Raw genomic sequence first — 24,767 nt, 5'->3', positions numbered from 1 at the left:
GGCTCAATTTTTGTGAAGAGCGTTCTCACGCGCGGGTTTTCAGTATCCGCGCCCAGTAAACTTGGTCAGCATCAGCTTGAGTTCGTGGGGGCTGGTGGCCGAGCCTTCGGCGTCCTCGAGGCTGATGTGGCCCTGGGTATAGAGCTCTACCAGGTGCTGATCGAAGGTTTGCATACCGCGCAGGTTATCCTGCAGCATGGCGTCCTTGATTTGAGGCGTCTTGTTCTCGTCTTTGATAAGGTCGCGCACAAAAGGCGTGGCCAACAGAATCTCCAGAGCCAGCATGCGCCCCTGTCCGTCGGCCCTGGGCAGCAAGCGTTGGGAGATGATACCCAGGAGCGACTCGGCCAGCAGAATGCGGATTTGCAGGTGCTCGTGCAGGGGGAAGAAGTCGATGATGCGGTTGATGGTGCGCACCGAATCGAGTGTATGGAGGGTGGAAAGCACCAGATGGCCAGTCTGGGCCGCCATGATGGCCGCCTCCACCGTTTCGCGATCGCGCATCTCGCCGATCAGAATCACATCCGGGTCTTGCCGCATGGCGTACTTGAGACCCGTGCTGAAGGAGTCCGTGTCTACCCCTACCTCGCGCTGCACCACCAGGCTTTTCTTGTGTTTGTGCAAAAACTCGATGGGGTCTTCGATGGTGACGATGTTTTTGGGGAAGTGCAGGTTGATATGGTCAATCAGGGCAGCCAGGGTGGTGGACTTGCCCGAGCCGGTAGGGCCCGTAACGAGCACCAGGCCGCGCTCCTTGGAGGCCAGGTCTTCCATGACCGGGCGGGGCAGCCCCAGGGCCTCGAAGCTGGGAATGGTTTCGGCCACCACCCGCATGACCAGACCAAAACTGCCGCGCTGGTGAAGCAAATTACAGCGAAAACGAGCCAGACCCGGCACCGTATAGGCAAAGTCCATTTCTTTTTTGTACTCGAGTTCCTCTTGCTGCATGGGGTTCAGCAAGCTGCGAACGATGGCTTCCACATCGGCTGGCAAAAGCACTTTGCTTCCAAAGGGCTTGAGTTTGCCGTCAATGCGGACAGTGGGCGGTGCCCCCGCCTGCAAATGAATGTCCGAGGCTCGAGCCTGCACCATGCTGCGCAGCATTTCAGCGATGGGAGTGGGGGTTTGAGTGGTACTCATCTGGAGGCTCCCTTGGGTCACTTGATTAGGTGGATTGGATCGGGGCAACCAGAAGCTGTAGCCCTGCCGGCATTACAATGAGTGCACTTTTCGATATCAGCTGGTACAGCGATACCGTTGCACCTTTCCAACCCACGCTCAGAGTATATTTCACCCTTTCTCAAAAGGCTGCCCTAAATGAACAAAGCTTAACATTAGAACCGAGCGGTCACATTGTTCTCTTGTGAGGTGCTGCTGTATTGGCCTGGAGCTAATTGTCGAAGGCCCAAAGCCAAATGACCTTGTGGCATGGCCAGCACCTCGACCCCCGCTTCAGCAAACTACCGGCGACACACCGCGCTCTACTCAAGACCTTAGCCAGACACCAAGCACGCTACTCCAGATCAGGCCAGCTGGCGCACCAGCGTGCGTGCGTAGTTCAGGGTTTCTTCTACCGCACCCCAGTCCACCCCATCGGGGCGGTCGGAAGGCCAGTGCCAGTGGGGGGGTGTACCATTCTCCAGGCGAATGAGCGTGAGGCAAGGAATGTTTCGGGCCGCAAAGGGGCGGGTATCGAAAAATGCCAGGCGGTACGCCAAAGGTTGCGCACCCGAGGTGGCCCGGGCCCGCTCGAGAAGAACCCCCAAGTAGGCATGGTAGACCAGCATGCCCTCGCCGGTGGCATAAAACAGCTCGCCTTTGCCCACATTGTCGATGTTGAGCACCAGTGCATCCGGTGGAACCCGTCCCGAACGCGCCAGGTGCTCGGCTCCCTTGGCCCCCACTTCCTCGCTGCCCGTGAGGGCCAGCATCACCCGGTAGTCTGGCAGGGGGTCTTTCACCAGTTCCTCGAACAAGGCCACCGCTACGGCAACCCCAGTCGCGTTGTCGTTGGCCCCGTTGACATAGGGCTCGCGAAACTCTCGCAGGGTCAGGAGAGCGGCCTGCACCAGAAAGTACAGGCCCAGCAACTGCGATACCACTGGCACCATGGCGCCAAAGGGCAGCGCTGTAGCCAGCACCGCATTGATCAAAAAATTGCGCCGGAAATACCTCACCTGCTTTGGGTGGTAGAGGAAAAAGGACTTGGCCGTATCGTAATGGGCCATTAAAACCAGCGTTTTGTGGCCCTGGCCGGTCTGGGCCAGCACATTCTGCGAGGGGTAGCGGTCGAAGAGCCGCCGCCACGGTACCCACCAGCCCGAAAAATGCGCCCAGAAGCCATAGGTTCCCAACAGGGCCAGCCACCAAAGCCCCCCCAAACCGCCCGCGGCCAGCAAAAGGCTAATCAGTATGAGTTCGGGGCCATAGCTGCGGGGGGCCTGGAAGGTCTGGACTTCAAGCGAGATATCCGCTCCCAGACGGGCCAGGTAATCTTTGAGCTGCTGGGCCACCTGGGCCTCGAGGGCCGTTGCACTCCCCCGGTGCGGCAAGGCGCAAAGAGCTTCCCAGAGTTTTCGCACGGCCTTAGCATAAGGCTCAAAGCCCTACGCTGAAAGCAAAAGACTGGGTGCTGGCCGTTGACGGTTTTACCCCGTGCTCTGTGCGCCAAGCCCTTGGTTCACGTAAAGTCCAGGGCTTAAACTTGAGGACATGGGCAAGAAACGTCGGGAAGAAAAGCTCAAGCGTAAAGCACAGCAGCGCACGCCACTTTCGGGCCGGGACATGCTGCGCATTTTTCCCAGCCTGTTGTTGCGGGCCTTCATTGTGGTCATGCCCCTCACCCTGCTCATGACCTTCCTGGGGGCTAGCGGCGTGACGCTCTTCAACAACTTCTGGGTACAGATGGGTGCTTACCTGGCGGCCTACATCGTGTTCAACAAGTTTATTTTTGGCCCCGTCCGTAACTACCGCCCGGCCAACCCGCCCAACGCAAAGTAGATCAAAGTCCCATGTCACAGGTCTCCGGACACAAGGCAAAAGCGCGTCTGAGGCCATAGGGTCACGGGATTCTTCTGCAGTAGCGGGGGTAGGCTACATCGTTCGTAGAACAACCACAGGCTTCAGGCTTTCAGCTTTCGGCCTTTTCAGCATTCGAAGTTGGAGCAACCCTGGAAATAGGGCGCTTAAATCCGCTTTGCGTCGGCCCAAAAGCCTTCCAGGTCGTAGTACTCGCGGGCTTCGGCGCTCATCAGGTGTACCAGCACCGGGCCATAGTCCAGCAGCACCCAGCGAGGGCTGGGGCCCTCGACCTTATTCGCCCGGATGCCTTCGTCTTCCTGGAGCTTTTCCCGCACGGCCCGCTCGAGGGCTTGCAGGTGGGGCTGGGAGGTTCCGGTGGCAATCACAAAGTAGTCCAGCGAGTCGGAAACACCGGTCAGGTCGAGCGCAACCACGTTCTCGGCCTTTTTGTCCTCCAGGGCTTGTTTGATGTGCTCAATTAGCGTTTGGGTATCAATGGTTTTGACCATTCGTCCTCATTGTACACAATAGGGCAGCTACCTGACCTCGGGAATGTATTCGAATTCGTGCCGCCCAAAGCGCACCGTGTCGCCCGCCCGCACACCGTGGGCCTTGAGGGCCTGTTCGACCCGGTAGCGCTTGAACAGCTCCTGCAGGTAGCCGGCGGCGTCCATCGGGTCGCCCTTGAGTCGGTCGAGGTGCCGCTGTACCTGAGGGGCCTCGAGCTCAAACACCCCCTCCTCAACCTGGGTTACCTTGATGTAGTCGGCGGCCTCGGGTTTGGGCCTGGGTTGTTCCATTTTGGGCTTGGGCGCAGCCTGCACCAGGGCAAACAGGGCCTCTACCAGCTCGGTTAGCCCCTGGCGGGTCTGGGTGGAGGTGGGGATGACCGGCAGGCCGGTCTGGCTTAGCTCGGCCACCAGGGCCTGTAGCTCGGCTGGGGTCAGCAGGTCGGTTTTGTTGAGGGCAACCAGGGCCTGGCGGGTGAGCAGCTCGGGGTCGTAGGAACGCAGTTCGGCCTGGAGGGTTTGCAGGGTTTGCACCGGCTGGTCGGCGCCGTCGAGCACGTAGAGCAACACTCGAGTCCGGGCAATGTGGCGCAGAAACTCCAGCCCCAGGCCCCTGCCCTGAGCCGCCCCCTCGATGATGCCGGGGATGTCGGCCATGGTGATGCGCTCGAGGTCGCGCTCAATTACGCCCAGGTTGGGCGAAAGGGTGGTAAAGGGGTAGCTGGCAATTTTGGGGTGGGCATGGGTCAAAGCGGCCAGCAGGCTGCTCTTGCCGGCGTTGGGGTAGCCCACCAGGCCCACATCGGCCAAAAGCATCAGCTCGAGGCGCAGCTTGCGTTTTTCCCCTTCCTCGCCCGCCTCGGCAAAGCGGGGGGCCTGACGGGTGGGGGTCACGAAACGGGGGTTGCCCCAGCCGCCTTTGCCCCCTTTGGCCGCCACAAAGGTCTGGCCCTCCTCGACCAGGTCGGCCAGCAGTTCGCCAGTTTCGGCATCGTAGACCCGCGTTCCCCGCGGCACCTCGATCACCAGGTCCTTGCCCGACTTGCCAAAGAGCCCCTTGCCCATGCCGTGCTGGCCGTTTTCGGCCTTGTAGACCCGCTTGGAGAGGTTGGAGAGCGAGTCCACCTGCCCCAGCGCCCGCAGAATGATGGAGCCCCCGTCGCCGCCATCGCCGCCGTCGGGGCCGCCCTTGGCGATATACTTTTCACGCCAGAAACTAATACAGCCGTCGCCCCCACGTCCGGCGGCCACGCTAATCTCGAGGATATCTCTGAACATAAGCAAAAGCTAAAAGCCGAAGGCCAAGCACGGGGCTTCAGCCTTCGGCTAGCGGCAAAAATTAGTCGCCGGCCCTGGCCAGCTCGATGGGTTTGACCCGCACAAAGCGGCCCTTGCGGCCCTTGTCGGCAAACTCCACCACCCCGTCTACCAGGGCAAACAGGGTGTAATCGCGGCCCTGGCCCACGCCCTCGCCGGCGCGGAACTTAGTGCCGCGCTGGCGCACGAGCACGTTGCCGGCCTTGACTACCTGGCCCTCAAAACGCTTGACACCCAGGCGCTTGGCTTGGCTGTCGCGCCCGTTTTTGGTTGAACCCAGACCTTTTTTGTGTGCCATATAGTCCCTCCAGGACGCTGAAGACTGAAAGCTAGACTCTAGCTACTGGCTTTCAGCAGTTTTATGCGCGAATCTCCTTCACCACAATCTCGGTGTAGGGCTGGCGGTGGCCCCGCTTACGGCGGTAGTGGATCTTGGCCTTGAACTTGGCCACCACCACCTTTTTGCCTTTACCGTGCTCGACCACCTCGGCCACCACCTTGGCGCCGGGTACGGTGGGGCTGCCAATCACGGTCTTCTCGCCGCCCAGCATCAGGGCGTCAAACTCCACGGTGTCGCCGGGGTTGGCCTCGAGCTTCTCCACGCGCAGCTTGCTGCCTGCCTCTGCGCGGTACTGTTTACCACCCGTCTTGATGATTGCGTACATGACCACACTCTCCAGTTAGCCGTTTGGGATGCTGGTGCAATCCAACAAACAACTCGGGTCTTTTGACCCAGCCAACTGACAACTATAGCGGCTATGGCGAATTGTTTCAAGTAGCGCCCAGGCATCAGAGCGGCTCCACCGAGCGGCAGCTTTCACAAAAACGAAGCGTCTGAAGGCTCATCACTATCAAGTCAGGGCAAGGGAAACGATACGCAGACTCGATGTAGAAGGATAGGGCAATCCAGCTTGGAAATTTCCAGAAATGTGGTAGGCTCTCTTTTGCGGATGGGCAGGAGTTCCCAAACCTGCTCCCGCCCTCGGCGGAGGCTTCACTTGATAAGCACCATCTCTGTCGTTGATCTGGCCGAAAGAGTGCGCCAGCAGGTTAAGCCTGAGCGCTACGAACATATTTTGCGGGTCGCCGAGCTGGCCGCTGAAATTGCCAGAGCAAACGCGCTTGATGTGGAGAAAATCTACCTGGCGGCCATCCTGCACGATGCTGCACGCGATTTGAGCGAACAGCAGTTGACAGAGCTTGCACCGCCGGAAATAGCGCTCGAGCGCAACCATCCCTTATCGCTTCATGGGCGCGCTGGACGCAAGTTGGCCGAGCAATGGGGCATTGAGGATGAAGAGGTGCTCGAGGCCATCGAGGGCCATGTTTACGGGGTTCGCCCCGAGCACAGAATCGGCATGGCGCTTTATGTTGCCGATGTTTCCGAGCCGGGCCGTGGGGTCAATCAGGATATTCGCGACCTGGCGCTGTCGGGGCGGCTCGAGGAAGCCTACCAAAAAGCGGTCCTGTGCAAAGTCAAATACCTGCAAAGCAAAGGTATCGAGCCCCATCCTCGCACCCTGGCAGCCTACAAAGCGATCATGGAGCAGCGCGGCGAGGACTGCTAGTTTTGCCCTGGGTACTCCCCAGGGCTTTTTGGGTGGTCTATTACCCTCCCATCGGCCAGGTTTTGTAATCTATGGGTCATGGCACAACCGCGAACACCCCATCGAGTTAAACGGGGGTCGCTGGTACGAGCTCGCCGTGCGGGGCCGCGGCTTTCGCTGGTATTGCTTGGGCTGGCCCTGCTGGCCCTGGCCGGGGCCCTGGCCTATGGGCCGCAGCTTCAAGAGGTGCAGGCTGGGCTGTTTAGCGAGTACAGAGAAAGTGGCCCCGCCGAGGAACTGAGCCTGGTGGTGGCAGCTCGCGACACCGAATACTGCGGCTACCACACCGCTTGTGGGCCAGGGCTTCGCACCGACACCATCTTCTATGTGCGCCTGCGCGGCTCGGAGGCCACGGTGGTGGCCATTCCCCGCGACCTGCGCTATAGCGGTGAAACCCCTAACGGTTTTTATGATGGCAAGATCAATTCGGTCTACGAGCGGGGCGGTGGGGCCGAGGGCTTGCGCCATGCCGTAGAAAACCTGTTGGGCGTACCGGTTCAGCACCACGTGATCCTGACCTTCGAGGCCGTGATGAAGCTGGTGAATGCAGTGGACGGCGTGGATGTGGTGCTGCCCTATCCGATGAAATACACCGACCGGGCCGCGGGTCTTTTCATAGACTTTCCGGCGGGGCCGCTGCACCTGAACGGGAAAGATGCGGTCAAATACATGCGCTTTCGTCGCTGGGAAGGCTCCGACCTGGGCCGGCTGGACCGCATCAAGGAAGTGATGGGGCTGGCCCTGCGAAAAGCCCAAAGCCCTCGTTACTGGCCGCGCTTACCAGGAGTTGCAGGGGCCGTGTGGAACTCCCTCGAGACCAGCCTTCCCCTCACCGAAGCCCTGCAGCGGCTGCCCAACCTGCAAAGCCTGACCCTTAAGAGCGCAACCCTGCCCACCCTCGAGGAGGGCAGTTTCCTGGTCCTCGACCAGGTCGCCATGCCTTCCTTCACGGCGGGTCTGCTGGGCTACACCCCCGATGCCGAGGTGATGGCCCGAATGGTACAGGCCGAAGCCCTGGGCCTCAAAACCCTGCTCCTAGACCGGAGTGGGGCGGGGCTGGGCGAACGCTACCGGCAGGGCTTTGTGGAGCTGGGCATCCCCCCCCCGGAAGTGCATACAGGCGAGGTAGGGGGCACCAGCCTGGTGCTGGTGCGCAGTGGGGTCTCGATTGTTGGACGGGAGTCGCCTGCCTTTCTGCTGGCCAAGGACTACGCCGATCTGCTGCACCTGCCACTGGAGACCCGCATCCGCCTCGAGCCCAGGGGCTACGATGTGATTATCGTGCTGGGACCGTCATAATCGGCCACAGGTGATGGTTCCCTGCCCGGCGCTGTTCGCTACTCACCCCTGGGTACCCGATGCTCCTCCTCGAGCAGGGGCTCCTCGTCGGGGTCAAAGGCGTAATAGAGCTTGAGTGGCTGGGTCTCTACCACCCGCAACACTTCGCCACACTCCGGGCACTCCACCTCGAGGCCCACCCACGGGCCCGCTACCTCCACCAACCCGCCACATACCGGACATTTGGCCACTTGCAGGGTTTCCATCCTTCACCTCCCAAGCCAGGGTAGAAGCCGAACCCTTTTGTACAACCTCCAGCATGGCAGCTCAGGCGGGACCGAATGTCCCTGGCTCGAGCATCAATGCCGATGACTCACGGCCAAGTGCCTTAGCCAGTAGCGGGTCAGCACTGTCGCCCTCAACCAGATAATAGCAGGCTGGGCTATAATCGGCTGTACTCGAGGCCAAGCTTATGGCGACTGCAACCATACCCCAAGCCCACATGCTGGAGCGCAACCCCGGCACCCCCTTCGACCCCGGCGCCCTCGAGGGGGCCCTGGTCAACCGAAGCGCCGTTGAGCGCCGGACCGCCACCCTGCCCACCCGCCGCACCGTTAAGAAGGAATGGCAGGCGGCCTGGCTTTTACACGCCATCAAGACCATCGACCTGACCACCCTTTCGGGCGACGACACCCCCGGCACGGTGCGGCGCCTGTGCGCCAAGGCCCGCCAGCCGGTGCGAGCGGAGCTGTTGCACGACCTGGGCCTGCCCCACCTGCGGCTTACCACCGGTGCGGTCTGTGTCTACCACGAGATGGTACCCACCGCCGTGGCGGCGCTCGAGGGCTCCGGCATCCCAGTAGCCGCCGTCTCAACCGGCTTCCCCGCCGGACTCAACCCCCACCGCCTTAAACTGCAAGAGATTGAGGCCTCGGTAGCGGCGGGGGCCAGCGAAATTGACATCGTCATCTCGCGCCGCCATGTGCTCACCGGCAACTGGAAGGCCCTCTACCAGGAGGTGCGCGACTTCCGCGAGGCCTGCGGCCCGGCCCACATGAAAAGCATTCTGGCCGTCGGCGAGCTGGGCACCCTCAAAAACGTCTTCAAAGCCAGCATGGTCTGTATGCAGGCGGGTTCCGACTTCATCAAGACTTCTACCGGCAAGGAAGCGGTGAACGCCACCCTGCAAAACAGCCTGGTGATGGTGCGGGCCATCCGGGCCTACTATGAACAAACCGGCCATAAGGTGGGTTTCAAACCCGCCGGCGGCATCCGCAGCGCCAAGCAGGCCCTGGACTGGCTTATCCTGATGAAAGAGGAACTGGGCCTCGAGTGGATGCAGCCCCATCTGTTCCGCATCGGGGCCAGCGCCCTCTTGAACGACATCGAGCGGCAGCTCGAGCACTTCGCCTACGGGCGCTACGCCTCCATGCAGTACCAGCCGCTGGGGTAGAAAAAGTCCCTTGGCCCGAAGACTTCACCATGGCTTTTATTGCACTTTCTCCTGAAAGCTAAGAAGCAGAGTTCATCTATATCGAAGCCCGCCCTGAACTGGAGCCAAACATGACCCTTACTGAACTTATGGAGACCCTTCCCTATGGCCCCGCCCCGGAAGCCGCCCAACCCGCGCTGGACTGGCTGAAGGCCCACCAGGGCAAATTCGGGCTTTTTATTGGGGGCAAGTGGCGCGACCCGGCCAGCCAGGAATGGTTCGCCACCCTCAACCCGGCCAACGCCCAAAAGCTGGCCGAGGTGGCCCAGGCCAGCGCCGTCGACGTAGACGAGGCCGTCAAGGCTGCCCGCAAAGCTTTTATCGGTTGGAGTCAGACCCCCGGTCACGTGCGGGCCCGCTACCTGTACGCCATGGCCCGGCAGGTGCAGAAGCACGCCCGCCTGTTTGCCGTGCTGGAAACCCTGGACAACGGCAAGCCCATCCGCGAGACCCGCGACATTGACATTCCCCTGGTAGCCCGCCACTTCTACTACCACGCCGGCTGGGCCCAGCTTATGGAAAGCGAGCTGGCGGGCTATGCCCCTCTGGGCGTGGTGGGGCAGATTATCCCCTGGAACTTCCCGCTGCTGATGCTCTCCTGGAAAATTGCCCCGGCGCTGGCTATGGGCAACACGGTGGTGCTGAAGCCCGCCGAGTTTACGCCCCTCACCGCGCTTTTATTTGCGGAGATCTGCCAGAGCATTGGGCTGCCGCCGGGGGTGGTAAACATTCTCACCGGCGACGGCAAAACCGGGGCGGCCCTGGTGGAGCATCCGGGGGTGGACAAAATCGCCTTTACCGGTTCGACCGAGGTGGGGCGGCTCATCCGCAAAGCCACAGCGGGCAGCGGCAAAAAGCTCTCCCTCGAGCTCGGGGGCAAATCGCCTTTCCTGGTCTTCGAGGATGCCGACCTGGATAGCGCCGTGGAGGGGGTGGTGGACGCCATCTGGTTCAACCAGGGGCAGGTCTGCTGTGCAGGCTCGAGGCTTCTGGTGCAGGAGGGCATTGCCGAGAGGATGTATACCAAGCTGCGCGCCCGCATGGAAAAACTGCGCGTAGGCAACCCCCTGGACAAGGCCGTGGACATCGGGGCCATCGTGGCACCGGTTCAGCTCCAGAAAATCCAGCAGTTGGTGCAAAAGGGCGTGGAGGAAGGGGCCCGGCTCTGGCAGCCAAGCTGGGCGGTGCCAAGCGAGGGGTGCTTTTACCCCCCCACGCTTTTTACCGAGGTCGCCCCAGCCTCTACCATCGCCCAGGAGGAAATTTTTGGGCCGGTGCTGGCTGCACTGACCTTCCGCACCCCCGAGGAGGCCGTGCGGCTGGCCAACAACACCCGCTACGGCCTGGCTGCCTCCATCTGGAGCGAGGATATCAACCTGGCCCTGGACATCGCCACCCAGATCAAAGCCGGCACCATCTGGATCAACAGCACCAACCTCTTCGATGCCGCCAGCGGCTTTGGCGGTTACCGTGAGTCGGGCTTTGGGCGCGAGGGGGGCAAGGAGGGGCTGTGGGAGTACGTGAAAAAAGCCGAAAGCCCACATCCCAAAGCTCAAAGTCGCAAAACCAGGGCCCCCTCGAGGGCTGCTAAGGAAACACCCAGCCTTCAGCCTGCAACCTTTAGCTTTCAGCCCCCCATAGACCGCACCGCCAAGCTCTTTATCGGCGGCAGGCAGGCCCGGCCCGATAGCGGCTACAGCAAGGCCGTGTATGCCCCGGACGGGCAACTTCTGGGCGAGGTGGGGCTTGGTAACCGCAAGGACATTCGCAATGCGGTGGAGGCCGCCCGCGCGGCTTTTGAGGCTTGGCGCAAGGCCAGCGCGCACAACAGGGCACAAATCCTGTACTTCCTGGCCGAAAACCTGTCCGAGCGGGCCGAGGAGTTTGGCCACCGCATCCACGCACAGACCGGACAGGACGGCCACGCAGAGGTAGAAGCGGCCCTCGAGGCCCTCTTTACCGCCGCCGCCTGGGCCGACAAATACGAAGGGGTAGTTCACCCCACCCCCATCCGCAACGTGACCCTGGCCATACCCGAGCCCATCGGGGTGATGGGCATTCTCTGTCCCGACGACCAGCCGCTGCTGGCCCTGGCGCGGCTGGCAGGAACCGCGCTGGCCCTGGGCAACACCCTGGTGGTGGTGCCCTCGCCGCTGGCCCCCCTGGTCGCTACCGACTTTTATCAGGTCTTGGAGACCTCCGACATCCCTGCGGGCACCTTTAACATAGTGACCGGCGAGCGCGACGAGCTGGCCAAAACCCTGGCCGAACACGACGACGTGGACGCCGTCTGGTACGCCGGGCCCCAGGCCGGACATGCGTTGGTCGAGCGGGCCAGCGCCGGGAACATGAAGCGCACCTGGATGTTGCTCCCCAGCGGCCCCCTACCCAACACCGACGAAATCCTGCGCCAGGCCACCCAGGTCAAGAATATCTGGGTTCCGTACGGTGCTTAGCGCTTGTCCGGCACCACAATCCGGCCCGCAACAATGCTTTGCCGAATGGCGTTCACTTCGCGGCGAAGGCTTTCGGGCAACAGGGCCTGGTTATAGGTATCGAGGGCATAGCCCAGCCCATTTTCCCGCAGACCCAGGCTCACCAGGCCGCCCTGAAAGCTACCGCGCGCCACCGACTCCACCGCGCGCTGGGCGGCCACATCCACCCGTTTGAGCATGCAGGTAAGGGCGTGGTTCAAAGTGGCCGGGTTGTTGTCGGTGTCGCCTAAAAAGTTCAGGTTGCCGTCCCCCCCAATAAAGAACATGGGCCGGGTATCTCCGGCGCACTCACGGGTGTAGGCCTCGTACTTGGGCACGGCAGCGAAGGGGTTGCTGCGGAAGCGCAAGCCTCGAGGTAGTTCGGCAGCCTTGATACAACGGGTCTGCTTGACGTAGTCAAACACCCCCAGCCCCGAGGCCCCGGCTGCAGCATAGATGATGTCGGCCCCCTGCGACTTTTGGAAGGCGGCTATCTCCTTGGCCCGGGCCGGATCGGAGAAGGCCGCGGGGGTGTTGCCCACATAGTTCACCACCATCCGGCACGCCGGGCAGGCCCGCCGCACCCCTTCGCGGTAGCCCACCTCAAACTTGTGGATGAGGGGAATATCCATTCCCCCCACAAAGCCCACCACGCCGGTCTGGCTGAGCCTTCCTGCAATGTAGCCCACCAGAAAGGTGCCCTCGTTCTCGCGGAATACATACGAGGCTACATTGGGGGCATCGGTGGCGGTGTCGATCAAGGCGAAGCGCTGATCGCGGAATTCACGTGCTGCAGCCGTAATGCCGGGTTCGGTGGCGAAACCCAGGCCAATAATGAGGTCAAAGCGCTCGGCGGCAAAGCGGCGCACCGCCCCCGGAATCTGCGAGGGGTCGGTGGGTTCGAAGTCGAAGAGACGCCCCCCAAACTGCTGTACCGTTCGCTGCGCCCCGCCGTAGGCCACCCCGTTAAAGGTAGGGTCGGTTTTGGCCCCCTCGCTGAAGACCATGGCCACGCTGCCCAGAGGCTGCGCCCAGACCAGCCCCACACCCAGCAAAAGCACGCCCAGTAGCTTTTTCATGCTGGAAGGGTAGCATAGCCCTTCCAGGGCTGCAAGCGTCCCAGGGTAGGGCAAACGGTTCCCATCTAGAGGGCCCGCCTGAGACGGTCCCACCGGGTATAGGATGCCAGAAATGGGCCGAGGCAGGCCCCTCGAGCGATGCGTCTTTGGTCGGCCTCGAGGCTCGGTGCGCAAGGCTACGAAAATGTGGGCGGTCTAGCGTTGCTGCAAAATCAGGGTGTACGTGTATGAACGGCTCTGATTGGGGGCCAGGGTGAAGCGCAGGCGGTAGCCCTCGGGGATGCGCTCGAGGCCCTCCCCTTCCAGCGTGAAGGGCTGGGGCATGAACTCCTGAATTTCGACCTCCACCGCATAGGACTTGGGGTTTTGCACCCGGGTGGTCACCCGGAAGCGGTTGCGGGCCTGTTGCTCCACCTGCCGGGTGGCCCTGCCTTCGGGGTCAGGACCTAGCATCAGGTTGACCTGGTTGCCTTTGGCCGTATCGCCGGTGGCCGCCTGCCCCACAAACACCCCTTGCTCGCGGACGCTCACCACCCCGGCGGCCAGGTTTTCCGGGGCCGCAAAACGAAAACCCCGCACAAAAGCCAGCTCGCGTTCGGTACTGAAGCCGGTTTGCAAGCGCCACAAATAGACCGGTTGCACCCGGGTGCGAATAAAAGGTAGCTCGGTCAGGCCGGGCTCGAGCGTCACCTCTTCCGGCAAACGGTAGCGGTAGGTGCCTGCTGCTTCTCCCACAAACTCGGCGTCCGCCACCTCCGCAGCGGCAGGGGCGGCCTGCAACATCCGGGTTTCAGGGCGGGGCGCAGGCACACTGAACCCCCCTTCCAGCAAGGGCACACTCCCGGCTACCAGGTCGGTGCGGCCCAGGCGCACGGTGCGGCCCAGTCCGTTGGTCAGGGTCGCCCAGCCGGTCAGCTCGCCATCCTCCAGCGTGTAGCGTAGGTTCCAGGTCAGGCCTCGAGTCAGATAGGCCAGCGTTCCCGAGCCACCCCCCTGATAGCGAAAGATCACTTTTGGGCCAGTAACAGCACTAAATCCGCCGGGGTCGGGATAGGCCACCGTTCCAGGTAGCCCTACCAGGTAACGGCCCTCGTACAGATACAGGTTCCGCTCGGCACTCACCAGGGTGGCCTTGCGCCACTGACCCTCCCAGTAAAACTGCACCTCCTTGCCCACATAGGCAGCCAGGGGGCTTTGTTGGGCGGCCACCTGCACCCGGCGCGACTGCTCGGTTACCCCTATCAGACGCAGGGTTCCCGGCACCAGGCTCTGGAACAGGGTCTCGCCTGGCTCCCAGGTCCACTCATTTTGCGGCAGGGTTTGCAGCTGTCGTAGTTCGGCAAAGCCCCGATAAATCACCGTTTCTTGAGCCTGAGCCATACCAAATAGCATCATAGCCAGCAGCGATAGTTTTATTCGCATATAAGCCAGTAAATCACCCCACCATTGAGGCGAGGTGAGAGCGCATTGACCGATTTTTGAGGTAATAGCCCTAACCAAGCGGGTCTTTGCGTTTTTGGATTTATACCGAGCCTGGGTTGCAACCGACCAACGGAGTAAAAAGGCGCAAGACCAAGCGCGTTGCCGCCTCGTGCCTCAAAAACCACAATTAACGATTTACAAACAGCCGCACCGACCCATAGAGGGCAAAATCTGAGTTGGGGTTGTTCTGCACCGCCTGGTCAAAGTCGCGGTGTTTGAGCCCACCTACAATCTTGAGCCACAACAGGTTCTGTGCAGGGTCGCGCCAGTATTTGTCACCCCCCGAGGCCACCACCTCGGCCAGGCTGCCCGCCGGCGTGAAGTCGCGCCGGGGACTAGATTGATAGGCCGGTACCATGTACACACTCTTGTCCAGCGGAACCGAGCCTTCCAAGCTCACGGCGAGGACGAACCAGTCCGAATCGCGGAAGGCATTGGTAATCTCGAGCTCAACCCACTTCGGCAGGTCGTACCCTGTACCGGCCCGGCTGGGAAAACGCAGCAAGTAGTAGCCACCCGTTCGAGCGGCAAAGCTCCGCATGTTGCCCAGCTTGCCTGAAATGTTGCCATCAGCCACCGTCCAGCGTCCCACCTCGGTCTGCACATTTGCGGGGTCACGACGGCTGACCTCGATGGGGTGTTTGAAGTTGTAGCGGCGGGTATCAAAATCTGTAAGGTAGTCGCCCACGCCGTAGTATTGCCCATTGCAACTAGCCCCATTCTTAGTGCCGGGGGTCACACCCAGGCCCAGCGCAGTGGGCCTCACATCGGTGCAGATCTGACCCGACACATCGCCATGGGTTAGGAAGGGCACATCAAACACCCAGAAGTTGCCTTTCGGCCCCCAGTAGCCGTGGGGATCCCAAAGCGCCCCGGCCAGCGTCCAGTTTTCGTTTGCACGTGGGTACTGCTCGGGGGCCAGCGAAGGGGGCGGCACCCGGTAGCCAGGGTCGGAGTTAATCAGACGGTTGTCAGGGTTGCGCACCAGCCCTTTGTCGATCCCTCTCGTGTAGTAGTCATCGGTCTTGAATGCCCCACTACCTGGCACCCTGGGCACAAAGGGAAAGTTCACGATGACGTTGTTGTCTATGTCAAAGGTGGAGTGGTAGCTGGCCAGCGCCACTTGCGGGTCGTTGCGGTTGGGCAACGGGGTGGCGTTGTTTAAACTTTGCCCGATAATCAGTGAGTCGGTGATGCGCCCGTTATCGCCAGCCCCTGCAAAAAAAGCCCCAGTGTTGTCGGCAGAAACCCAGTTTACATAGTCGGGCCAACTCACCCGGTTCCAAAAGGCTCCGCTGCCCCAACTGGTGCCGTTTTTGTAGACAGTGATGCGCTCCAATCGGAAGCGCAGCCACTTATTGAAATCGTAGTCCACCTCTACTGCGCGGTTGTAATCCTCGCGCATGGGAATGTACTTGTTGACCTCGACCTGACCGGGATCGGCCCTGGTAGGCACGTTGTCAATGTGAATGCCCTCCAGACTACTGTGGGCCACATTATCAGCAAACACCCCAAAGGCCATTCGATCGGGGCGTAGGTTGACCCTCTGGCTTAAGCCCAGCGAACTCTTGGGGTAGGCCAGCCAGAAGCCTTTGCCCTCCGAGTCACCCACGATGTTGCCGCGCACAATGTTGTCGGGGTTGGTCAGCCAGAAGCCCGTGGGTTCGCCATCGTGGCCCAGGATACGGCAATCGCGCTGCCCATTCACCATTCGGGTACAAATGGCAGGGGCCGCATTCCCACGCGGCGGTTGGCGCACCTGTAGCACCAGATTGTTTTCCAATACATTTCGACGCTCTACCGCATCTTCCAAAAAGACCGCATGTCCCAGGATGCCATAGCATATGTTGTTGGAAACGGTGACCCCGTTGGTGCCGTGGATGGTCACACAGCGGTTGACCGAATTCCAGATAGAGCTGTTCCGCACGAACTGCCCGGTGGCATCACCCAGTTCGGCCCCGGTGCTCTCGTCGTAGCTCAGCATGTGCCAGTGAATGGGGTAGCGCCCCTGGCGGAACAGTTGGCCCACCCGGCGCAGTTCCACACCGTCCAGTTTGAGCACTGAGCCCGCCATAGCCATTATGTGAGCCCCAAAACCCTGTTCACGCCAGAGGGTGTCGTCCGCAGCCTGGATCACAATGTTACGGCTGAGGTTTCCTATCGCCGCCCGCTCGTCAAGCACCAGGTTGGTGATGGCACTGGTGGGTGTAAGGGTCATGCCAGAGGCGCCCACGTATTGCAGTTTGCCCCAGCGCGGTTTTTGTAGGCCGGTTTTCAGGGTGAGACTGTTTCCCGTCTGGCTGCCAACTTCCAGCAGTTCAGTGGCAACTGCACGGGGGTCGGGGTTATTAAGGTTGTTATGCGGGAAAAAGTCGGTGGGGGCCAGCACCACCTGACTACCCGCAGCCCAGTTCACGCTGTCCTCGAGCCTCAAGGTGGTCGCGCCCTGCGCGGCGTGTTCGGCGATTTTTGTCCAGGTCGGGTTGGGCCGCTGGCCGTAGAGCAACAACTGGCCCCCCATCAGCAAAATGCCTCGCGTGCCCATGTTCATCAGATTTTCGTTGGGATTAGCAGCGTTGAGGGTGAGGGTGGCCTTCTGCGCGAAGGGCTCGGTCTCGCTACCAATCTTGAGGGCTCCGTGCAGCATAATCCAGTCGGCGGTCAGACTGAGGTCACGGCGGGCAAACTCGAGTTCTCCCAAAATCGTCAACCCCGCCAAGTCGGGCGTGCTCTCGTCCAGGATCACCCGTCGGCCCGCCGGAATGGTCACGGCATCGCCCTCAACCGGTTTGGCTCGCCCCATCTCCTGCCAGGTTTTGGGGTCTGACCAGTTGCCAGTGAAAGTGATGGGAATATCGCCAGGGGGGTTCGGATTGGATTTTGTGTTGCCGCATCCGGCCAACAGTACAGCCAGGATAACAACATATAAGTGCCTGAAAAGCATGCCCCATGCTAAACAGGCCCAAATACTGGGGCTGTGTTGTATGCCTTAAGCGGGGCTTAATGTAATGCAATTTGGAATCATTGCAACCGGCATTGCAATTCGGGTCATTGGCCCAACGAGCTTCGAATAACCTGTACCTCGAGGAATACCCGGTTCGACCCTTTCCAAGCTGACCTCAGCAAGTAAAAAAAACACTTGATCAAATCAAAAACCCCAGCTTTGGCTGGGGTGTCTGGTTTAACGGTAGCCTGTCTGGCACCATCGCCTAACTCAGGCCCGGGATGTCGTCGCGAATGCAGGCTTTGAAGTGGCCGGGCGAGACTTCTTTGAGTTCGGGCACGGTGTTGGCACACTCGGCAATCGCGTAGCGGCAACGGGTACGGAAGACACAGCCCGAGGGCGGGTTGATAGGACTGGGTATGTCTCCCTGCAGCACGATACGCTCACGCTTGATGGTGGGGTCGGGGGTAGGGATGGCCGATAGCAGGGCCTCGGTGTAGGGGTGGCGCGGCTTCAGGTACAGGTCACGCGAGGGGGCCAGCTCCATCACCTTACCCAGGTACATTACCGCGATGCGGTCGGAGATATATTCCACCACCGCCAGGTCGTGGGCGATGAATAGGATAGTCAAGCCCAGCTGCTCTTTGAGATCTTGCAACAGGTTAACCACCTGGGCCTGAATCGAGACGTCCAGAGCCGAGACCGGCTCGTCCGCCACGATGAACTCGGGGCGTACGGCCAAGGCACGGGCAATCCCAATACGCTGACGCTGTCCGCCCGAAAACTCGTGGGGGTAGCGGCGCACGTGGTCGGGGTTGAGGCCCACCAGTTGCAGCAGTTCGGCCACGCGGTCGTTGCGGGCCTGGGCGGAACCTTCCAGGTTGTGGATGACCAGCGGCTCGGCAATGATATCACCCACGGTCATGCGCGGGTTGAGCGAGGCAAACGGATCCTGGAAGATAATCTGCATCTTGCGGCGATAGGAGCGGAGTTGGTTCTTGGGAATGTGCGTGATGTCTTGCCCCTGGAAGCTGATGGTTCCCTCAGTGGGTTCAATCAGGCGCAGGATGGTACGGCCCACGGTGGTCTTGCCCGAACCGGACTCCCCTACCAAGCCCAGCACCTCGCCCTTCTTCACGCCAAAGCTCACATCGTTGACTGCCTTAACATTGGCCACTACCCGGGAAAGAATCCCCCCGCGAATAGGGAACCACTTCTTGAGATGGGTCACCTCAACCAGGTTAGCCGTTGTGGTCTCAGGAACAACCGCGCTCATGCTCCCACCACCTCACCTTTTTGAATCTCGGCCCAGCGCACGCAACGCACCATGTGACCGTTGCCGGCGTCTTGCAAGACTGGAATGTCCTGGTCACACAGGCCCGGCTTGAAGAATTTGCAGCGCGGGTGGAAGGCACAGCCCTGGGGCAGGTTGAGCGGGTTGGGTACATTGCCTGGAATAGCCTCCAGGCGCTGTTGGTGGGTAGCCGCCAGATCGAGCCGGGGCACCGAGTTCAAAAGACCCATGGTGTAGGGGTGCAGGGGCTTTTTGAAGGTGGGCACCACATCGGCTTCTTCCACCGCCCGCCCCGCGTACATCACCACCACCCGGTCGGCCATCTCGGCCACTACACCCAGGTTGTGGGTAATGAACAGGATGCTCATGCCAATCTCTTCCCGCAGCTTGTTCATAAGTTCCAGAATCTGGGCCTGAATGGTCACATCTAAAGCGGTGGTGGGCTCGTCGGCAATGAGGAGGGAGGGATTGCAGGAGAGCGCCATGGCGATCATGACTCGTTGACGCATCCCACCCGACATCTGGTGGGGGTAGTTGGACAGGCGTTTTTTAGGTTCGGGGATGCCGACCAGATCAAGCATCTCGGCGGCCTGATCCAGGGCTTCCTTCTTGCTCTTACCCTGGTGCAGCACAATGGCCTCGGCAATCTGGTCGCCCACGGTATACACCGGGTTGAGACTGGTCATGGGCTCCTGGAAGATCATGGCAATGTCGTTGCCACGAATCTTGCGCATGGTAGCCTCATCTTCCTTGACCAAATCCCGGGTTTTGCCATCTTTGCCCCTAAAAAGCACTTGCCCACCAACTATCTTGCCGGGGGGGTTGGGAATCAGGCGCATCATGGCCAGGCTGGCAACCGACTTCCCTGAGCCCGATTCGCCCACTACCGCCAGGGTCTCGCCTTTGTCAATGTGGAAAGACACGCCGTCTACGGCCTTAACCACCCCGTCGTCGGTGAAAAAGTGAACCTTCAGGTCTGTAACATCCACCAACCGTTTCTCGTCCATTCCCACTCCTAATCACTGCAACAGCAGGTTGCGACATTATATCGCCCTCGAGGCCACATTCATCAAAAACCATCGCCCTACACTTTGGTGCGAGGGTCGAGGGCATCGCGCAAACCGTCCCCCATGAAATTGTAGGCCAGCACCGCCAGCAGGATAAAAAACCCCGGAATCAGAAGCCAGGGCCGCTCGCTAAAGGCCGTGATGCCGGTAGCCTGGGCCTTGGAAAGCATCAGCCCCCAGGAGGTGGCCGGTTCCTGGATGCCCAGCCCCAGGAAGGAGAGGCCCGACTCGCCCAGGATGAAACCAGGAATGGCCAGCGTGACCGCAACGATTAAGTAGGTGTAGGTTCCTGGCAGCACGTGTCGAATGATGATCCGGGCATCTCCGGCTCCCAGGGCCTGAGCCGCCTGAGCAAACTCCATCTCGCGCAGTTGTAGCACCTGGCTGCGAATAATGCGGGCCAGCCCGCCCCAGTTCACAAAGGAGAGAATGGTCACCACCAGCACAAAGCGCACCGCAGGCGGCACTTCCATGGGGATGAGCACCGAAAGGATGATCAGCAAGAACAAATCAGGAATGGCCGCCAGCACCTCCACTGCACGCATGATGATGGTATCCAGATCCAGTTCGATGCGTGGCCAGAGCAGGATATACCCAATAGCCCCCAGCAGCACTGCGCCAATCAAACCCGCGATGATGGCTTCCAGACCCCGGCTGCTCTGCCAGAAGCCCCAGACCGTAATCCACAGCAGCCAGGCCATCCCCCCCCAGGCCGAAAGCCAGAGCAGGGCCCTTGCCAGATGACTACGCCAGACCAGGAAGTACATCAGCACACCCAGCCCCACCAGACCCAGCACCAAGCCTAGACCCCCTAGGGCCAGGGTGCTAACGCGCTGAAGATCGGGCCGAATGTAGCGCTCGTAACCCTGGCCCATTCCCCAAAGCAAGGCCGCCATCAAAACCAGACCGACAAGCGCCAGCAGATGATCCAGCGGGCGGCTACCCCGCACAAACTCCCAGAAGCGAGGGTTCAATAGCCCGATACTAAAAGTAACCGGTCGGCCAGCGTAGAAGCCAGAAATACTACCCATCAGGATGCCGATCAAAAGAGCCAGGGCCACCGCAAAGATACCAATGGTCAGGCTGATGCGGGCCCCAAACCAGATGCGACCCCACACATCGCGGCCAAAGTCGTCGGTACCCCACAAAAAGAGTTTGGCCTGGTCTTCCAGCAGCCAGGGGCCCCCCATCAGGCGCAGGTCGGTGGAAATAAGCCCCAGAAAACGATAGGGTTCACCCTGGACGAAGAAATAAATAGGGTAGCGACCCTTCTCGCAGTCGGTGATGACCTCGACCTTGAAGGTCTCGAGGTTCCGGCGCCGCTCGGCAGCGCACACATAGGGCCGGGTCAACCTTCCGTTTTCGTCACGCCAATAAATTTGGGTGGGTGAGGCAAAAGAGAAATCGCGGAAGCTCTTCTCTTCTGGATAAGGTGCCAGGAAGTCGGCAAACAGGGCTCCCAGGTAAAACACCAGCAGAACTGCTGCACCCAGGCGAGCCAGAGGATGCCGCTTAAAGCGAATCCAGGCTTGCTGGAAAAAACTCCGGTTGGCCTGAGGGGTGGCTTTCATTTGCACTCTTCGAATCATGCACGTTCCCCCTAGCTGTAGCGGATGCGCGGGTCTACCCAGGCCAGGAGCAGATCCGAAACCACGTTGCCAATCATCAGCAAGACGGTGGTGATGGTAATGAGACCCATAATCACATAGATGTCAATGGCCGAGATTGCCTCAAGAAGCGCGGGGGTAATGCCCGGCCAGGCCATGGTGACCTCCACCAGTCCAGCACCCCCAATCAGGCCCGGCAACAACCCCCCTATCCCGGCAATGAAGGGGATGACGGCGTTGCGCAGGGCATGTTTGTAAATCACCACCCGCTCGTTCAAACCCTTGGCCCGCGCCGTTCGAATGTAGTCTTGCGAGAGGACGTCCAGCATCTGGCCGCGCATGACACGCATGAGGCCAGCCAGGCCCGAAGTGCCCACCACAATGACCACCGGGAAGGCGTGCCAGAGCACGTTGGTGGCCCTGGCCCAAAGGGGTGACTCGGTATAGGGCAGCCGTTCAGGCAAGCCCGGCCCTTGCAACAACGGCCAGAGCATCAGCAAAGCGCTCATGCCAAACAGCACCAGCCCCACCCAGATGCCAAACGTGGCCGCTTGCTTGCGTTGCACACGCCACCAGAACATCCCGGCAAAAACCAGGGTGCCGATCAGGGCCGGCGGAAAGAGTATCTGGGCCGCCCGGGTCATGTTACCCAGGTGAAGAAACTCGTTGGTCATACCACCAATAGGCAAAATACGCATATTGGTAAGATCGGAGAGCCAAACTGCCAAAAAGAGCATTATGAGCCCGAAAAAGAAGTTGGGGATGGCCAGACCCAAAAAAGCCAAGACGGTGAAGGTTCGGTCGGGCCAGGTGTACTTGCGGATGGCCGAGTACACCCCAATGGGAATGGCGATCAGATAGATCATCAGGGTGGCCAGCACCACCAGAACCATAGAGTTCAGGATGCGCTGACCAATTACGCTCCACACATCGGATTTATACGAGAGCGATAGGCCCAGGTAGCCTTGCAGAATGCCGGATAGCCACTTGGCGTACTGCACCGGCAGGGGCTGGTCAAGGCCCAACTGTTGGCGCAGGTTGGCAATAGATTCACGATCCTGGGTGGGGTCGAGCTCGAGCCGGGTTACAAAATCGCCCGGCGCGAGCTGGATCACCAGAAAGGCCAGCAGGGTGGCCCCAAAGAAGGTAGGGATTAGCTGGAGTAGCCTTCGTACAACGTAGCCAAACATAGAACCTCAGCATGAAGGCAAGGGGTGGCCTGCCACCCCTTGCCCCCGAAGGCATTTACTCCTTGGCAAAAATGGTCTCGATATAGGGGGCCTGTCCGTTAATAGAGTTGATCTGCTCCTTGGGGAACATACCACCCAGTCGGGTCAGGCGGGCCGGGTTGTAGGCCGGGGCCACGGTATAGATGAGCGGCAGGTTCTCGGCCACCACCTTCTGGAACTGCACGTAAATCTGACGACGCTGGGCCTGGTCGAGGGTGGTAGCACCGCGCTTCATCAAGGTATCGATGAGCACTTCGAAGGCCTCCACCTTGGCCGGGTTTTTACCACCGGTGCCCAGGTTCCAGGCGTGCAGCGAGCCGTTGAGTTCCCACACGTTGCGGCTGAAGGCAGGTTCGATGCCGCCAGTAAGGCCGATCAGAATGGCATCGAAATCGCGGGTGCCATCGGCGGCGGGGCTGGTCAGCTGACGCACCAGCTCGTTGAAGTCGATGGGGCGGTATTCGACCTTGACCCCTACCTTGCGGGCTTCGTCACGGAAGATCTGGGCAATGCGCTCGCGTACGTTGTTGCCCTGGTTGGTCACCAGGTTGAACTCCAGCACCTTACCCTGGGCGTTCACCAACCAGCCATCGCGGTTTTTGCTGCGGAAGCCCAGTTCGGCCAGGAGCTGCACAGCCTTCTGCGGGCTGAACTCGAACTTGGCCACATCGTCGGTGAAGAAGGCTTTGTTGGGAATGGAGATGGGGCTCCACTGAGCCTGACCCAAGCCGCCCAGGGCCACCTCGATCATGGACTTCTTGTCCATCAGGTGGGCCATGGCCCGGCGGAACTTAACCTGACGGAACAGGCTTTCCTTGAAGGAGTCCTTGTGGTTCCAGTTGAAAACGATAAAGTTGGTGCCCAGCGTCACGTCTACGTTGGGGAAGATTTCGGCCCGCAGGCGATTAGCGCGGATGCGTTCCAAAACCTGCGCCACCTGGTCGGCGTTAGCGGCTGCAAAGGTATCAGCCTCCCCGGCCAGGAAGCGCGCAAGCTGGGCGTTCAGGTCGGGCACAATCTGGAAGGTGTAGCGCTCGAGGTAGGCCACCGGGTTATTGCGTTCATCCACCCCCCAGTAGTTGGGGTTGCGCACCAGCACCACCCGCTCACCCTTGACGTAGCTATCCAGCTTGAAGGGGCCGCCCGAGACCACCTGAGCTGCTGGGGTGTCCAGATTCCATAGCGCCTGAAGTTGCTGCACACCTGCGCGATAGGCCGGACCAAAAACGTGCTCGGGCACGATATACCAACCCTGGATGAGGGCCGGTGCATAGGGCTTGGGGAAGTCGGCCCGCACCGTAAACTGGTCTACCTTGGTCCAGCGGATCGGCTGACCATCGAGGATGAAGCTGCTTCGCGAGTTGGAGTTGACCCGCTGATCGGCGTGGACGGTGGCACTAAAAATCACATCGTCAGCGTCGATGGCCTGTCCGTCGGACCACTTGGCCCCTTCACGCAGCTTGAAAATCACGGTCAAGCCGTTGTTACGGACTTCCCACGACTTAGCCAGCCTGCCCTCCGGGGCCTGGGTATAGGGGTCATAGGTCGTCAGGTAGGGCAAAAAGAGGGCAATAATGTCGGTTGAGGAAGTCTCCCGTGCTACAAAGGGGTTCCAGGTACGTGGGTCGGAGATGGAGGTGATGCGGTAGGCACCCCCCGCCCGGCCCGGCTCGGTGCCCTTGAACACCTTGGGCTGGGCCAGCGCCAACCCGGCCAGGGCGAGCATTCCTAAGACTAGCAGTTTCTTCATTTCAAGCCTCCTGATTTCTTACAGTTCACCACCCTCGCTGCTTCAGGGGAAGAACCTGGGCGAGTATGGACTTGGTACAAAGCTATAAAGCCATCCTGCGGCTGTCAAGGGCTTGTGGGTGAATTTGTGCCTGGAATTCATCCACCAAACGGTGGATGGGTTTACACCAGTGTTCCACTGCTCCAACATGAAAACGCCCTCCAGCACGGCTGAAGGGCTCTTTTGGGTGAGGGATTTAACCAACCGCTTACCGGTTAAAAAACCGGAACGAAAAGGCCAGAATCACGAAGATGGCGCCCAGAACCACGGTGATGCGGTAGAGACCGCCCGTTACGCCACGGGTACTGAAGAGGTCGGTCGAGCCGCCAAACATATCGCCGGCGCCCTGTTTGGGTTCTTGCGAAAGCACCAGGTAGACCAGAAATCCGGCCACGGCGATGTATAGAAAAATCAGGATGTTTTGAAGAATTTCCACTGCATGCCTCCACTAGCGGTGCTGATTGGTGCCGGGAATGGGACTCGAACCCACACGGCTGTTAACCGTCCGATTTTGAGTCGGGTGCGTCTACCAATTCCGCCATCCCGGCACGCGGGCAAAAGTTCTGGCATACTCGCCA

General features: G+C 60.5%; 21 protein-coding genes and 1 tRNA gene. 5 read left to right on the top strand and 17 right to left on the bottom strand.

The window, feature by feature from the left end:
* Positions 1 to 39: 39 nt before the first annotated feature.
* Positions 40 to 1,140: a type IV pilus twitching motility protein PilT gene (locus Mhypo_RS00855; RefSeq protein WP_119339521.1), complete on the bottom strand. Its 1,101-nt coding sequence runs from the start codon at positions 1,138 to 1,140 to the stop codon at positions 40 to 42.
* Between the two features lie 383 nt (positions 1,141 to 1,523).
* Positions 1,524 to 2,582 carry a M28 family metallopeptidase gene (locus Mhypo_RS00850; protein WP_119339469.1) on the bottom strand — a complete coding sequence of 353 codons (1,059 nt, stop codon included), beginning with the start codon at positions 2,580 to 2,582 and terminating at the stop codon, positions 1,524 to 1,526.
* Positions 2,583 to 2,712: 130 nt separating this feature from the next.
* On the opposite strand from Mhypo_RS00850, the gene Mhypo_RS00845 reads away from it, so the two are divergent.
* The gene (locus Mhypo_RS00845; RefSeq protein ID WP_119339468.1) at positions 2,713 to 3,000 is read left to right on the top strand and encodes a hypothetical protein; all 288 of its coding nucleotides are present in this window, start codon (positions 2,713 to 2,715) and stop codon (positions 2,998 to 3,000) included.
* A gap of 185 nt (positions 3,001 to 3,185) precedes the next feature.
* Here Mhypo_RS00845 and rsfS read toward each other — a convergent pair whose 3' ends face one another.
* The 4 genes from rsfS to rplU all read right to left on the bottom strand — a co-directional run bounded on the left by rsfS (position 3,186) and on the right by rplU (position 5,512).
* On the bottom strand, positions 3,186 to 3,530 hold the full coding sequence (gene rsfS / locus Mhypo_RS00840; protein ID WP_119339467.1) for a ribosome silencing factor: 345 nt from the start codon (positions 3,528 to 3,530) through the stop codon (positions 3,186 to 3,188).
* A 27-nt stretch (positions 3,531 to 3,557) separates the two neighbouring features.
* Positions 3,558 to 4,808: a GTPase ObgE gene (gene obgE, locus Mhypo_RS00835; protein ID WP_119339466.1), complete on the bottom strand. Its 1,251-nt coding sequence runs from the start codon at positions 4,806 to 4,808 to the stop codon at positions 3,558 to 3,560.
* Positions 4,809 to 4,869: 61 nt separating this feature from the next.
* Complete coding sequence (gene rpmA / locus Mhypo_RS00830; RefSeq protein WP_119339465.1) at positions 4,870 to 5,145, bottom strand: 50S ribosomal protein L27; 276 nt, start codon at positions 5,143 to 5,145, stop codon at positions 4,870 to 4,872.
* A gap of 61 nt (positions 5,146 to 5,206) precedes the next feature.
* A complete protein-coding gene (gene rplU, locus Mhypo_RS00825) occupies positions 5,207 to 5,512 on the bottom strand; it encodes a 50S ribosomal protein L21 (RefSeq protein WP_119339464.1) in 306 nt (101 codons plus the stop codon).
* Positions 5,513 to 5,845: 333 nt separating this feature from the next.
* Here rplU and yqeK point away from each other — a divergent pair, with 333 nt between their 5' ends.
* Both yqeK and Mhypo_RS00815 read left to right on the top strand, forming a co-directional pair.
* Positions 5,846 to 6,415 carry a bis(5'-nucleosyl)-tetraphosphatase (symmetrical) YqeK gene (gene yqeK / locus Mhypo_RS00820; RefSeq protein WP_119339463.1) on the top strand — a complete coding sequence of 190 codons (570 nt, stop codon included), beginning with the start codon at positions 5,846 to 5,848 and terminating at the stop codon, positions 6,413 to 6,415.
* 78 nt (positions 6,416 to 6,493) lie between these two features.
* Positions 6,494 to 7,753: an LCP family protein gene (locus tag Mhypo_RS00815; protein ID WP_119339462.1), complete on the top strand. Its 1,260-nt coding sequence runs from the start codon at positions 6,494 to 6,496 to the stop codon at positions 7,751 to 7,753.
* A 38-nt stretch (positions 7,754 to 7,791) separates the two neighbouring features.
* Here the strand turns inward: Mhypo_RS00815 and Mhypo_RS00810 are convergent, their stop codons facing one another.
* Complete coding sequence (locus Mhypo_RS00810; RefSeq protein WP_119339461.1) at positions 7,792 to 7,998, bottom strand: hypothetical protein; 207 nt, start codon at positions 7,996 to 7,998, stop codon at positions 7,792 to 7,794.
* Between the two features lie 206 nt (positions 7,999 to 8,204).
* Here Mhypo_RS00810 and deoC point away from each other — a divergent pair, with 206 nt between their 5' ends.
* The gene (deoC, locus tag Mhypo_RS00805; protein WP_119339460.1) at positions 8,205 to 9,185 is read left to right on the top strand and encodes a deoxyribose-phosphate aldolase; all 981 of its coding nucleotides are present in this window, start codon (positions 8,205 to 8,207) and stop codon (positions 9,183 to 9,185) included.
* Between the two features lie 110 nt (positions 9,186 to 9,295).
* Positions 9,296 to 11,680, top strand: coding sequence for an aldehyde dehydrogenase family protein (locus Mhypo_RS00800; RefSeq protein ID WP_119339459.1), 2,385 nt, complete (start codon positions 9,296 to 9,298; stop codon positions 11,678 to 11,680).
* On the opposite strand, the gene Mhypo_RS00795 is transcribed toward Mhypo_RS00800, so the two are convergent.
* From Mhypo_RS00795 to Mhypo_RS00750, 10 genes are all read right to left on the bottom strand, one after another.
* Positions 11,677 to 12,777: a BMP family lipoprotein gene (locus tag Mhypo_RS00795; protein ID WP_119339458.1), complete on the bottom strand. Its 1,101-nt coding sequence runs from the start codon at positions 12,775 to 12,777 to the stop codon at positions 11,677 to 11,679. The genes Mhypo_RS00800 and Mhypo_RS00795 overlap by 4 nt on opposite strands.
* A gap of 195 nt (positions 12,778 to 12,972) precedes the next feature.
* The gene (locus tag Mhypo_RS00790; protein WP_119339457.1) at positions 12,973 to 14,199 is read right to left on the bottom strand and encodes a DUF4139 domain-containing protein; all 1,227 of its coding nucleotides are present in this window, start codon (positions 14,197 to 14,199) and stop codon (positions 12,973 to 12,975) included.
* Between the two features lie 187 nt (positions 14,200 to 14,386).
* Positions 14,387 to 17,062, bottom strand: coding sequence for a G8 domain-containing protein (locus Mhypo_RS00785; protein ID WP_170148175.1), 2,676 nt, complete (start codon positions 17,060 to 17,062; stop codon positions 14,387 to 14,389).
* Positions 17,063 to 17,468: 406 nt separating this feature from the next.
* Entirely contained in the window at positions 17,469 to 18,479 is a 1,011-nt protein-coding gene (locus Mhypo_RS00780; RefSeq protein ID WP_119339455.1) for an ABC transporter ATP-binding protein, read from the bottom strand.
* On the bottom strand, positions 18,476 to 19,504 hold the full coding sequence (locus tag Mhypo_RS00775; protein WP_119339454.1) for an ABC transporter ATP-binding protein: 1,029 nt from the start codon (positions 19,502 to 19,504) through the stop codon (positions 18,476 to 18,478). Before Mhypo_RS00775 ends, Mhypo_RS00780 begins: the two co-directional genes overlap by 4 nt.
* A gap of 77 nt (positions 19,505 to 19,581) precedes the next feature.
* Positions 19,582 to 21,153, bottom strand: a complete 1,572-nt coding sequence (locus Mhypo_RS00770; protein ID WP_119339453.1) for an ABC transporter permease — start codon at positions 21,151 to 21,153, stop codon at positions 19,582 to 19,584.
* An 11-nt stretch (positions 21,154 to 21,164) separates the two neighbouring features.
* Positions 21,165 to 22,361, bottom strand: coding sequence for an ABC transporter permease (locus Mhypo_RS00765; RefSeq protein WP_119339452.1), 1,197 nt, complete (start codon positions 22,359 to 22,361; stop codon positions 21,165 to 21,167).
* 55 nt (positions 22,362 to 22,416) lie between these two features.
* Complete coding sequence (locus Mhypo_RS00760; RefSeq protein ID WP_119339451.1) at positions 22,417 to 24,150, bottom strand: ABC transporter substrate-binding protein; 1,734 nt, start codon at positions 24,148 to 24,150, stop codon at positions 22,417 to 22,419.
* 247 nt (positions 24,151 to 24,397) lie between these two features.
* A complete protein-coding gene (gene secG, locus Mhypo_RS00755) occupies positions 24,398 to 24,625 on the bottom strand; it encodes a preprotein translocase subunit SecG (protein WP_119339450.1) in 228 nt (75 codons plus the stop codon).
* A gap of 26 nt (positions 24,626 to 24,651) precedes the next feature.
* A tRNA-Leu gene (locus Mhypo_RS00750) sits at positions 24,652 to 24,737 on the bottom strand.
* Between the last annotated feature and the right edge of the window lie 30 nt (positions 24,738 to 24,767).

The sequence above is a fragment of the Meiothermus hypogaeus genome, assembly GCF_003574035.1.
Classification (GTDB): Bacteria; Deinococcota; Deinococci; order Deinococcales; family Thermaceae; genus Meiothermus; species Meiothermus hypogaeus.
This window is presented reverse-complemented; position numbering and strand designations above follow the sequence as displayed.